Annotated in this window: 13 protein-coding genes; all 13 read right to left on the bottom strand. The window is 71.2% G+C overall.

Annotation, left to right across the window (positions count from 1 at the left end; all coding sequences use genetic code 11):
* Positions 1 to 20 precede the first annotated feature (20 nt).
* The 13 genes from OHB49_RS11240 to OHB49_RS11180 all read right to left on the bottom strand — a co-directional run bounded on the left by OHB49_RS11240 (position 21) and on the right by OHB49_RS11180 (position 11,290).
* Complete coding sequence (locus OHB49_RS11240) at positions 21 to 1,127, bottom strand: hypothetical protein (protein ID WP_329159922.1); 1,107 nt, start codon at positions 1,125 to 1,127, stop codon at positions 21 to 23.
* Positions 1,120 to 1,863: a glycosyltransferase family 2 protein gene (locus tag OHB49_RS11235; protein WP_329166445.1), complete on the bottom strand. Its 744-nt coding sequence runs from the start codon at positions 1,861 to 1,863 to the stop codon at positions 1,120 to 1,122. Before OHB49_RS11235 ends, OHB49_RS11240 begins: the two co-directional genes overlap by 8 nt.
* Positions 1,864 to 1,911: 48 nt before the next feature.
* Positions 1,912 to 2,427 carry a hypothetical protein gene (locus OHB49_RS11230; RefSeq protein WP_329159921.1) on the bottom strand — a complete coding sequence of 172 codons (516 nt, stop codon included), beginning with the start codon at positions 2,425 to 2,427 and terminating at the stop codon, positions 1,912 to 1,914.
* Positions 2,428 to 2,579: 152 nt separating this feature from the next.
* Positions 2,580 to 3,374: a hypothetical protein gene (locus OHB49_RS11225; RefSeq protein WP_329159920.1), complete on the bottom strand. Its 795-nt coding sequence runs from the start codon at positions 3,372 to 3,374 to the stop codon at positions 2,580 to 2,582.
* A 294-nt stretch (positions 3,375 to 3,668) separates the two neighbouring features.
* Complete coding sequence (locus OHB49_RS11220) at positions 3,669 to 3,893, bottom strand: hypothetical protein (protein WP_328919855.1); 225 nt, start codon at positions 3,891 to 3,893, stop codon at positions 3,669 to 3,671.
* A gap of 59 nt (positions 3,894 to 3,952) precedes the next feature.
* A complete protein-coding gene (locus OHB49_RS11215) occupies positions 3,953 to 4,447 on the bottom strand; it encodes a hypothetical protein (RefSeq protein ID WP_329159919.1) in 495 nt (164 codons plus the stop codon).
* A gap of 30 nt (positions 4,448 to 4,477) precedes the next feature.
* A complete protein-coding gene (locus tag OHB49_RS11210) occupies positions 4,478 to 5,407 on the bottom strand; it encodes a hypothetical protein (RefSeq protein ID WP_329159917.1) in 930 nt (309 codons plus the stop codon).
* Complete coding sequence (locus OHB49_RS11205; protein ID WP_329159915.1) at positions 5,397 to 5,561, bottom strand: hypothetical protein; 165 nt, start codon at positions 5,559 to 5,561, stop codon at positions 5,397 to 5,399. Before OHB49_RS11205 ends, OHB49_RS11210 begins: the two co-directional genes overlap by 11 nt.
* A 115-nt stretch (positions 5,562 to 5,676) precedes the next feature.
* Positions 5,677 to 6,141, bottom strand: coding sequence for a hypothetical protein (locus tag OHB49_RS11200; protein ID WP_329159913.1), 465 nt, complete (start codon positions 6,139 to 6,141; stop codon positions 5,677 to 5,679).
* Positions 6,142 to 6,260: 119 nt separating this feature from the next.
* Positions 6,261 to 7,775, bottom strand: coding sequence for a VirB4 family type IV secretion system protein (locus OHB49_RS11195; RefSeq protein WP_329159911.1), 1,515 nt, complete (start codon positions 7,773 to 7,775; stop codon positions 6,261 to 6,263).
* Positions 7,776 to 7,803: 28 nt separating this feature from the next.
* The gene (locus OHB49_RS11190; RefSeq protein ID WP_329159910.1) at positions 7,804 to 8,265 is read right to left on the bottom strand and encodes a DUF6238 family protein; all 462 of its coding nucleotides are present in this window, start codon (positions 8,263 to 8,265) and stop codon (positions 7,804 to 7,806) included.
* Between the two features lie 94 nt (positions 8,266 to 8,359).
* Positions 8,360 to 9,832: an SCO6880 family protein gene (locus OHB49_RS11185; protein WP_329159908.1), complete on the bottom strand. Its 1,473-nt coding sequence runs from the start codon at positions 9,830 to 9,832 to the stop codon at positions 8,360 to 8,362.
* 81 nt (positions 9,833 to 9,913) lie between these two features.
* Entirely contained in the window at positions 9,914 to 11,290 is a 1,377-nt protein-coding gene (locus OHB49_RS11180) for an SCO6881 family protein (protein ID WP_329159907.1), read from the bottom strand.
* Between the last annotated feature and the right edge of the window lie 35 nt (positions 11,291 to 11,325).

Below are 11,325 nucleotides of genomic sequence, written 5' to 3'. Positions count from 1 at the left end.
ACGTTGTCGGGGTGGAGCGGTTAGTGGCTGCGGTGCATGGGACGGGCTGCGGTAAGGGGGCGTGCTGGCGCGGAGACGGGGAGGGCGGGGCGGCGGTGGGGTGCGCTCACGCGGGCCTGGCGAAGGAAGATCTCGCCGTCGGTGAGCCAGGTCTCGATGGCCGGCCACGCGCGGGCGTTGCGTTCCTGCGACGGCATAGGACCGCCGTGGACCACCTCGTGGAGCAGGGTCTCGGTATCGGTGATGGCGTCGGCCAGGCGGGAGAGCGTCGCGGCGTCGTCGGGCCACGGGCTGCTGGCGGGACGGCACCGGTCGATCAGCGTCGGGGCGTGGTCGACGACGGTGAGGAAGCGGCGCCAGGAGTGGTCGAGGAATTCCTCGGTCGCGGCGCCGAGGGCGGCGGCGCTCAGCGGGGTGGCGTCGCTGTAGCGGCCGGAGGCGACCATGGCCTGCCAGGTGTCGTGTTCGGAGCGGATGCCCCCGAGTACGGCGGCGCTGGCCGAGGTCCGGCGGGCGTGGACGGCCTGCTCGTAGGAGGGGAGGTACCGGTCGGCGACGGCCTGGGCCGCCCGTCCGGCGAACGGCGGCAGGACGATGCTGCGCGGTGCGTGCGGATCGCCGTAGCCCTCTTCGAGCCCTTCGGGGGCGAAGGTGCCGACTAGATAGTCGAGTTGGCGGCCAGGGCGTTCGACGAACAGCAGCGTGGTGCCGTTCACCGTGTCGGTGAGCGTGGCGGCGTAGGGGATCCGCTCGCTCTGGAGGGCGCGGCCGAGTTCGCCGCTGTCCCAGATCCAAGGCACGAGGTCTTCCTGCCAGGCGGGGTGGGAGTAGATCTCGACCGACGTGTTCCACTGGCCGGGCAGGTGGCGCGCGAGGTCGCGGGCGGCGTCGCCGATGAAGCGCTGGCTGCTTGTGTGCACGCTGGTGCGGTGCCGTTTCGCGCACTTGACCAAGTCGACCACGGTGGTCTGGTTGCCGTCCGCGGGCAGGTGGTAGACGCCGTCGTCGTCCCGCCGAAAGCCGCTCTCCGCGAGGGCGGTGTGCGCCCACGGGTACTGCTCGCCCGTGGCGATGACGACGATGCCCGAATCCCGGCTGTGCGACAGCATCATCTGCGCCTCAGCCATGGACCAGGTCCTCGCTGCGGCGCAGGACGGCGCGCAGGCTGCGGCCGTACTGCCAGGCATGCTCCCGGGCTGCCGCCTCCAGCTGGTCGTAGCCGACCTGGGCTGTCATCTGCCCGCCCCATTTGCGGTATCTGTACACGGGGACCGGCAGCAGGATTCCGGGCGCGAGAGTGGTCACGCCGAGGGCCGCGCAGTAGTCCTCGCCCTGGACGAGGCCGCCCATCGGTGCGGCGCGTACGAGGTCGGTGCGGGCGAGGATCGTGGTCGGCCCGATGGGGATGGTGTCCGCCGGGGACTTCCAGTAGGTCCACACATCGCCGGCCTCGTGGCGGCCGGGCGGGGTGGGGCAGCGCCACAAGGTGGTCGAGCCGTCGGGGTACTGGTCCTCGCTCCATCCCGCACACCAGCCGACCCCGGTCGATTCCAGGGTGTTCAGCCGTACGGACATGGCGTCGTCGGTGAACTCGTCATCGTCGTCCGCCCAGTTCGTATACCGGGTTCGAACGTGGGCGAGGGCCAGATTCCTGGCGCAGGCGGCGCCGACCGGGCGGGGCAGCGCAAGGGTGCGGACGCGGGGGTCCTGCGCGAGCGGGGCAGGCAGACGATCGGGTGAAGCACCGTCGAGCGCGATTATGGCCTCCCAACCCACGGACTGCCGGGTGAGGCTGGCGTGCATGGCGGTCAGGTAGTCGAGCCGGTCTTCGCGCAGGCGGCTGGCGATGACGACGGTGATCAGGGGCGTGGTGTGCGGGGGCAGGGAAGGCTCCGGGAAGACGAGGGGAAACTAGCGGCGCGTGGCGGGGCGCGGGGCGCCGGCCTTCGCCGGGGATGCGGCGGGAGCGCTCGGGAGCGGCGTGCTGCGCGATGCCCGGATGGCCGGCGCGGGGTCGAGGGAGGACCACGCTGCCGGGTGGTCGTTGAAGGCGGTGCGCGGGTCGATGTCCCAGTCGACAAGCGGGCCGATGTCCTCGTGCAGGAGGCTGATCACCTCGATGCCCTGCTGGTGCAGGACGTAGCCCCACTGGATGTCCTGCGCGTCGGCGGTCTCGTCGGTGACTGTCATACGTACCGGCGGGGAGCCGTCCGGGGTGATCAAGTGGTCGAGCGTGCGGCTGGGGCAGTGCTCGCCGCCGGTCAGCTCGGCCACGAGCGTGGGCGGTGCGCCGTCGAGGAGGTCGGTGCCCAGCTCGTCCCAGCCGACGGCGACGTCGTCGATGAGGTGACGGGACATGGCCTCCACGTCGCGCCCGAACTTGTGCTGGTAGGCGGCCAGGAGCAGGGGCAGGTGGTGGCTGGGCACGCCGTCGAGCTGGACGTGGATGCCGCTGTACCCCGTGCCGGTGGGGCGGGCGATGAAGGAACGTGTGGACAGGGACTTCTCCGCATCGGGTAAGGGGCTGGGGACGTTCGACGGCCATCAAGGTGGTGTGTGCCGCGTGGGAGGGGACGCGTCTAAGCGCGGTCCGACCAGGAGGCGACCGGAGGGCCGGAGGCGTCGGTGCGGGCGCAGGTGTAGCCGATCAGCCGGGACGGCTCGGCCTTCGCGGGGACGGTGGCGGCGTCGTTGCATACGAACGTGTACGTGATGGAGGTGCGGGGCACATCGTGGAGCCACGCTCGGTCGTCCTTGCCGGGGTTGATTTGCAGGCCGGAGTGCGCGACGGCGTCGGTCTGGGTGTGCGTGCGGGAGAAGAGGATCAACGCGCCGCCATCGGTGGTCTTGAGGGCGTAGGCGTCCTTGTAGCGGTTGGCGGCGCTGGCGAAGACGGTGGTGCCCTGGTTCCCGTAGCGGGTGCCGGTCTTGTCGTGGACCTCGATCTGCTGCTTGCTCGCCTTGGTCGGCGCGAAGACCTTCGTCCCGCTGTTCGCGCCTCCGGTGGCGAAGTTGTCGAGCACGCCTGTGCGCAGCAGGTCGGCGCCGGCTGCCAGCTGCTTGTTGCCGTCGGCGGCGACGGCCGTCGCGTACCCGTCCCGGTCGAGGGCGATGTCGGGCAGTTTCTGGCCGTCGAGGTCGACGACGGACACCAGCTCCCAGCGCTTGTGCTGGGGCTGTTCGGCGAACACGCCCACACGCGAGGGGGCCTTGCCCTTCTGGTCCGAGAGCGCGGCGGCGAACCAGCGGTCCTGCCCGCCGACCAGGCGCGGGATGTACAGCTTGGCGTTCGCGGAGTCGTAGGACCACGGCTTGTACGGCTTGCGGTCCGCTGCGGGAAGTCCTTCGGTCTCGGTGTAGTCCGAGACGGACATCGCGTACAGCGGGCCGTCCTCGACCGTGTCGAGCAGGGCGCGGTTCCGGTCGGCGTTGGCCTCGTTGTTGATCTTCGAGTAGTGGGTGATGACGTCGCGGGCAAGGGCGGCGCTGAGGGCGGCCGTCGGCTTCGGGGCGGTGCTGGCGCCGGGAGCCGGCTTGGCGTCGGAGGTGCCGTGGTCGGTGGTGCAGCCGGTGAGTGCCAGGGTGAGGCAGGCTGCGCTGGCGAACAGCGGCAGGGTGCGTCGGGCGATGCGGATGAAGGCTCCAAGGATCTGCAGGCGGGGAGTGAGTCAGCGCGTACGGCCGGCCGAGGGTGTGGCCTTCGGTGACGCTGGCGGAAGGGCGGCGCTGGTGGTGGGCGCCGAGTGGCGCAGGTTCACGCCGATGCCCTTGGCTGTGAGCTGTTGAACCACGCTGTGGACGCGCAGGGCGCGACCGCTGTCCCCGTAGGCGGTGGGCAGGAGGAACGCTGCTTGGTGCGGGTGGTACTGGAATCCGTGGGCGTACAGCGTCATGCGGGCATCGACCGGCACGCTCTCGTACGGCGCGCCGAGGGCTCCGTCGCTGTACAGGGTCAGGGTGAGGACCTGGTCGACCTGTGCCGGGCCGGGCCGGTGCGGGGGGTCGGGCTGGGCCGCCGCGTTGTCGAGCACCGCTTGCAGGGCCTGTTCGGTTCGTAGCGGCTCAGCACCCGTCGGGTGACTTGTCCCGCCGCCCGCGCGGGGTCCTTGGGAACGGCGATGCCGTTGGGTTCCTCGACTGCGGCGAAGTGGTGGGGCTTGATGTGCGGGCCGTCGGGGGCGAGCGGGGCGACGACGAACTGGTGCGGGTAGCGGGGCCGGTCGGTGACGTACAGCCGCTGGTCGGCGGGCCCGTGGAGCACGGCGTCGTGGGTGAGGACGTACTGGCTGACGATGTAGTCGACGTGGCCGGTGTCCCAGAGTTCGTCGGTGCGGGGGAACTGGTCCGCGTACTGCGCGTGGCGCTGGTACTTGCTGGTCCAGGTGCCGGGCAGACGGGCGGCCAGACCGGCAGCGAAGGCGGACAGGGCGGTGCGGTGTGAGGTCATGTGTTCCTGGAAGGAGACGGTGGTCCGGCGTCAGCGCGTGTGCCGCGGCTGTGCCGCCGGGAGGGCTCGCGGGGGAAGGGACGGCGGACGCCCCGGGGTGGACGTGAGCCGCGGGGCCGGCATGAGCGGGGTCAGTGCCCGCATCCGGTCCTCGGCCACGTGCAGCACCTCGCCGAGGTTGCGGATCTCGGCGGCGGCGTCGGCGAGGTCGTAGGACAAGTCGAAGCCGTCGTCCTCCTCGGCTTCCTTGGCCTTCTCCCCGGCCGCTTCGAAGAACTCCCCGAGCTGTGCCAGCAGGCCGTCGCTGGGCTCCAAGATCTGGTGCAGGAAGGCAGCGGCCTCCGCATGCGACTCGGCTCCGTTGAGCCGGTCAGTCAGAGCGCGGAGCGCGTCGCCGTAGACGTAGACGGAGGCGCGGCCGGCGGGGTCGGGGACGTCCGGGACTTCGGGCGCGTGGAGCGTCGGCGTAGCTGGGAGCGCGCTCCGGCCTCCGGCCGATGCAACGGGATTCGGCAGCAGCCCGAGCTGGGCAAGGCGATGGTCGATCGTCTCGATCAGGGGCTGGACGCTGCCGCCGTGGCGAGCCTCGGGCCGTTGGGGGGCGCCAGGGTCGGCGGATGAAGCCGAGTCGTAGACGACCTCGAACAGCGCCTGGTCGTCCGGGTGTTCACGGGTCGCTATCCAGCCCTCCGGGCTTCCTGGCGGGCGGTCGGAGGGGGGCTCCTGCGGCGGACTGATGATCAAGTAGCTGTCGTCGGGGAGCGATACGCGCACGATGTACGCGCTGAGGCCGAACTCGATGTCGCACTCCAGCCCACGCTGCCGCAGTGGCGTGGTGATGTGCGCGTGGCGGCGCCAGAGCTCCTGCCACCACGGGGTGGCCGCATTGCGATGGTCGGGAAGCGGCGCGAGCGGGCCCGTGCGGTCGCTGGCAAGGGTGTTTTCGTCGTCAGCGCCCACGGCTCCTCCTGCGGGAGGCGGGCGTGCGGTGCGGCGGTGGTGTCCGGTGGGCGGGGCTGGGCTCCGGGGCCGGGCTGAAGTCGAATTCGTACCCGTCGTAGGAGGCGATCAGGTCGTGTTCCATCTGGGCTTCGCGTTCGGCGACCTGCGCCATGAGGTCATCGTGCTCGGCCTGGCACTGCTGGTACTCGGCCCAGTCGGCGTCGCTGAAATGAGCGGGGCGGTTCAGGGGACTCCTTGAGGTGGTGATGCCGGTGATTCGAGGCGGGCTAGCGGTGGCGACCGCTCGGCCGGGGCGGTGGAAGCGCAGGGCTTTCCCGAGGGGTGAGCGTCGAGAGGAAGCGGTGGAAGCCGAGGTGGTCGTCGAGTTCCTTGGCCGCGTCGCGGAGCGATTCCGACGTGCGCCGCAGGAACGCTCGCGCCGAGGCGTGATCGATGACCATGCGGTTCTTGAGGTAGTGCCGGTCGGTCGGGTTGGAGGACCGTGGCAGGGACAGGGCGCCCTCCGCGGTCTCGGTGAAGTGCGGTGCTGCGTGGCTCGACATGGTGGCCGCCGTGGCGAGATGGGCGAGGACGGCACTGCCGGCGCGGGTCGTGCTGTGCGGGCTCCGGGCGAAGTCAGCAGTCAGCCGGAGGACGTCGCGGGAGAGGTCCTGCGCGTCGGCGGCATGCTGGAGCAGCGCGGTGTGGAGGGGGCGGCCGGGACGTGCCCACTCTCGTCCAGCAGCTACCACTGCTGGGCGGCATCGAGTAGTTTGTCCTTCGTCGCGTTGAGCGCGCCGATAAGGTGGACAGTGTCGTCGCGCGGTATCAGTTCGCGTTGGATGTCGGGTTTCACGGGCCTCTTGCTTTTTCAGTGCATGCGGGCGTCGGTGTCGAAGAGCGCCAGTTCGTGGCTGTGCAGGAGGTGCTGCACGATGAAAGATCGTCCGGCGACTTTCCACAGGCCACGCCCTCGGTTGAGGTGAGCGATGGCGTCCATCTCCACGGAGGTCAGGCCGAGCAGGGAGCCCGCGGCTTGGAGTTGGTCGGTCTCCTGGCGATAGATGATTCGGGTGCTGCAGTCGGCGAGGAGGCCCTCGGCCAGAGCGCGGCCCTGTGATCCGGCGTCGCCGGCGGTGAGCAAGTCGCTGAGCCGGTGGATCACCATCAGGTTGGCGATGCCGAGACCGCGGGAGAGCTTCCACTGGGCTTGCATGCGCTGCAGTAGGCCGACGTGCCGCATCAACCGCCACGCCTCGTCGTACACGATCCAGCGCCGGCCGCCGGACGGATCGGAGAGGGCGGATTCCATCCAGGCAGAGGCGCAGGTCATCGCCAGGACGAGGGCGGTGTCGTCGCCGGAGCCGCCGAGCCGGGAGAGGTCGATGGTGAGCATCGGCGCGGTCGGGTCGAAGGCGACGGTGGAGGGGGCGTCGAACATGCCGGCCAGGTCACCGTGGACGAGGCGGCGCATCGCGTGGGCCAGGTCGCGTGCGGCGTCGCCAAGCTGGCCCGACATCATCCCGGCGGCCTCGTCGAGCGCACTCGGGCTGTTGAGGGTGGCGGCGACATCGCCGAGCAGGGGGGTGCGGCCGGTGTCGACGGCGCGGGTGACGACGGCGTCCAGGGCGACGTCCAGGGCGGTGTGCTCCATGGGCATCAGGTCCCGGCCCAGGACTGTCCGGGCCAGGGAGCCGAGCAGGAGCAGGCGCCGTTTGCGGATCTCGCCGACCCAGTCGGCCTCGGAGACGCCCTCCGGGCGCGGGGCCGCGTCCAGGGGGTTCAGCCGTCCGGGCAGTCCGGGGCCGAGAGCGACGGACCGGCCGCCGAGGGCTTCCGCCACCGGCGTCCACTCGCCCTTCGGGTCACACGGCACGTAGACGCGGTATCCGAAGGCCACCGAACGCAGCGCGAAGCTCTTGGCGAGCGCGCTCTTGCCCTGGCCGATCACCCCGGCGAGCAAGAGGTTCGGGTTGGTGAATCCCTCGACCTTGCCGTATAGGGCGAACGGATCGAAGACGAAGGACGCTTCCGCGTGGACGTCGCGCCCGATGTAGATGCCCTCGGCGCCGAGTCCGCCTTCGGCCAGGAAGGGGTATGCGCCGGCGGCGACGGCCGTCGTCATGCGGTGGGCGGGCAGCTTCAGCCGGTTGTTGCGCGCGGAGGCGGGTCCGGGACGTCCGCTCGGTGGGTAGAGCGCGGTGGGCATCTCGTGCTCGGCGGATGTGCTCTCGGGCTGGTGGGCGCTGGCTTCCGCGCGGGCTTTTGCGGTGGCCTCGGCGAGCTGGCGACGGGCGGCCTTGCGGCTGGCGCGGTCGGTGCCGTGGGGGGTGAAGAGCGGGCTGGCGGACGCGCGGCGTGCGCGACGGGCGGGCCGGTGGCTCATCGGTGGCCCTCGTTTCTGCGGGTGGTGCTCATCGCACGCAGGCCGTGGTGTGCGGGCGGAGGTCGGTGGGGGTGGTCTTGCGGCGGATGACGTGTCCGGCGGCGAGGTGGCGCTGACAGATCGTGAGCACGGGCGGTCCCTCGGGCAGCCGCTCTGGATGGCATGCGCTCGACTCGGCTTCTGCTGCTGTGTTGTTGGGTAGCAGGTGGAAGGCGGAGTGGACCTCGCTGGTGGCCTGCCAGAGGCGGGTGTGCGCGGTGGCGAGGTGGCGGCCGGCGGCGGGGTGCGGAGGCCGAGTGCTTTCGGCGAGCCGGTCCAAGAGCTGGTGCAGGGCGGTGAGGTGGGCGTGCAGCACGTCAAGGTGCAGCCGGTCCGCCGGCCGGGGCGGGTTCGCGGCCGACGGCGATAGGGCCCGGGTGTGGTGGCGGACCCCGGCGCTCGCGGCGCGGAGGTAGGGGTGCCCGTCGTCCGGACGCGTGGGAGAGGTCAAAGGTGGTGGTCCTTCCTGCCGGGAGGCAGGGGTGGTGACGGATGGTCGAAGAGCAGCGGGCGCCACAGTGCTGACCGGCGGGGACGGGCCCGGCTCACAGGGCGGTCCGGGCGAGCGGGAGCGCGGTGAGGGCGAAGGCGTCTGGCTGCTGGTAGTTGAGCCGTCGGAGATCGACGCCGGAAGTGACGGCGTGGGTCTCGATCTGTGCGCAGGCGGCGTCCAGGAGGGCGTCGGTCTCGGCGGTGACGGTGACCAGGCCGGTGAGGGCCACGTCCGCGTGCCCGGCGATGAGCTGGCGCTCACGCTGCTTGACGTCGGCGTACTCGACGGAGTCTTCCTCGCTGTCGACCTGCCCCCGGCGGGCCCGTTCGTTGGCGTCGGCGATGATCGCCGCTTTCTTCCTCTGGACGTCCCGCAGCGCGGACTCGAGCCCCTGCGGCACGTATATAAGGGAGAGGCTGCGCCGCACTCCGGCCGTGAACATGATCCCGTGCAGGAACCCGGCTCCCATTTCGGTGCGCGGCCAGTTCTCCACCCAGTACGTCGCATGCCGTGCGCTGTCGGTGGCGAGGCGGTCGTACTCCTCGAACTGGACGACGGGCCCGGCGGCTGCGGGGTCGGCCTCGGCGCGGCCGCTCTCGGACCACTGCTGGAGGGCCGCGAGGGCCTTGGGGTCGTAGGCAGTGCGGATGACAGCGGCGATCTCCCGCGAGGTCAGCCACCCGGTGACCTGGAGTCCGGCGTTGCGGGCGGCCTGGGCGATGGAGGCGGTGGTCTGCTCCATGACGGTGAACGCCCCGGGCAAGCCTCCGCCGGCCTGGTTGATCAGGCGCCGGGCGGCTTTGAGGCCGAGGGAGATGGCGAGGTAGGTCTCGTGCGGGGCTGCGGCGGGGCCGGCCGAGGAGACCAGTTCGGAGTAGATCTGTCCGGCGACGGGGGTCTGGGGCTGCCCGTTCTGGGTCCAGTGGCGGGTGAGGGTGTCGCCGCTGTCGGGGACGGTGCGCTCCAGCACCTGCACGGTGGCGATATGACCGGTACGGGCGATGCCTGCGAGCGCGCGTCCCCAACTGCTCACGTTGTGGTTCTGGGTGGCGGGGTCGAGGAGGGCGAAGGCGCGGCTGCTGACGCGGGCGATGGCGGTCAGGGTCTGCTGGTGCGGGTCGTGGACGGCCGCAGCCTGGTTGGCGGAGTCGCCGGGGGTGACCACCTTGAGGGAGGCGGTGGTGCCGGGCAGGTGGAGGACGCCGTCCTGCCGGGGCCGGGTGACGGGCCGGGCGAGCCAGAGGGTCTGGCCTGTACGGCGGCGGTGTGCGTAGCGGGTGACGATCGGTGCCCAGTCGATGAGGGAGCGGCCGTGACGGCGGATCGCGACGAGGGCACCGGAAGTGGCCCACAGCGGCGCCAGGGCGACGGCGCCGAGCAGTCCGGTGGAGACCACCGTCATCAGAAGCACCGCCAACGTGCAGGAAACGAGGATGAGTTGGGGTAGGGAGAGGCCGAGGAGGATGCCGCGGCGGGACCGGTGCGGGAACTTCACCGTGACCGGGGCGACGGAGAGATCAGTCAAGGGGCGGGTCCTGGAGGCGCGGGTGGAACCCGGGGGCGGGAGGTGGCGTGCACGTCCCGCCCCCGGTAGGCGGGCAGGGGATCAGAGGCTGGTCGGAGGCGGCGGCGGTGAGGCCGACCCGCTTGACGTGGCGTTCTGTGAGCCGGAGGACGGGGGTGCGCCCTGCGGCGGCGGAGTCGTGGTCGGCGGAGCGGACTGCCATCCGCCGCCCTGGCCGGATGCGGCATTCGCGCCGGATCCTCCCGGCCCCGGGCTGCCGCCCACCTGGCTGCTGGTGTCGTCGGACACGCTCGTCGGCGCGGGCTGGACGGCCTTCTCCAGACCGGACTTGACGGCATCGCCACCGGGCGAGACGCCCGTTCCGCCGCTTTGCGAACCTTCGTTGCCCTCTCCGCCGCCGCCGGTCGGGTTGGCGGCGACGTCGCCGGGGAAGCCGCCCCCGCTGGCGTCGGGGCCCTGCGGTGCGGCGCCTGCTCCGGCGGCAGCGCCACCGGTTCCGGCGGTGGCGGCAGCTGCGGCGGCCTTGCGGGCGGCCTTCTCGGCATGCGCCTTGGCGATCTGCGCTCCGGCGCCGCCGGCGCGGTGGATGGACTCGCCGTCGGTGCCGTCGGCTGCCCAGTGGACGAACTTGAAGACGGCGTACGGGCAGAGCAATACCAAGACCGTGATCACGATGCCGGACATGACGTCGGCCAGAGCGGCGATGCCGTCCTTGGCCTCGGTTTTGCCCATGGCGGCGATCCCGAGCACGAAGATCACGGTCATCAGCAGCTTGGAGACCACGAGGGTGGCGGTGGCTTCGATCCAGCCCTTGCGCCAGCGCCGGGCGACCTCCCAGCCGCCGCCGGCGGATGCGAAGACGGCCAGCGTGACCATGACGAGGATGCCGACCTTGCGGACCATCATCACGCACCAGTAGAGGAAGGCGCCGATGGCTGCGCCGAGGCCGGCGACGACTGGCACGAGCCAGCCCAAGCCGGACAGGCCGCCGATCTGGTTGACCTTCACGATGCGGCGCACGGCCGACTCGATGTTCAGGTGTGCGGTCTTGAACAGGCCGTCGCTGACGGCGTCGACCACTTCGACGGCGACCGTGGTGAAGGCGATGGCACAGAAGGCGAACAGGACGCCGCTCATGGTGCCGGTGAACGCCTGTGTCAGCGCATGTCCGTCGCGCCGGATGGCTGCCCGGACAAGCTGGGCGCAGAACGTCGCGACCAGCAGGACCAGGCCCAGTGGCAGCAACATCTCGTAGTTGTCGACGAACCATCCGGCGTTCAGGTCCACCTTCGTGGTGGTGTTGACGGCCTCGGCGGCCAAATCGGCTGCGGCGGCTGCCAGTTCACCGGCGGACTTCGCCATCCAGTCACCGATGGCCTTGCCGGGGTCCGAGGCGAAATCCACCGCGTCGCCGACGGCGCACAGCTTGTCTGCCAAGGGGAAATCACAGAAACCCACGAGGAGTTACTCCTCCTTTCTTGTCTCAGGCGCGG

The sequence above is a fragment of the Streptomyces sp. NBC_01717 genome (assembly GCF_036248255.1).
GTDB lineage: Bacteria > Actinomycetota > Actinomycetes > Streptomycetales > Streptomycetaceae > Streptomyces.
Note: the sequence above shows the minus strand (reverse complement) of the source record. Positions and strands in the feature narration are given on the sequence as shown.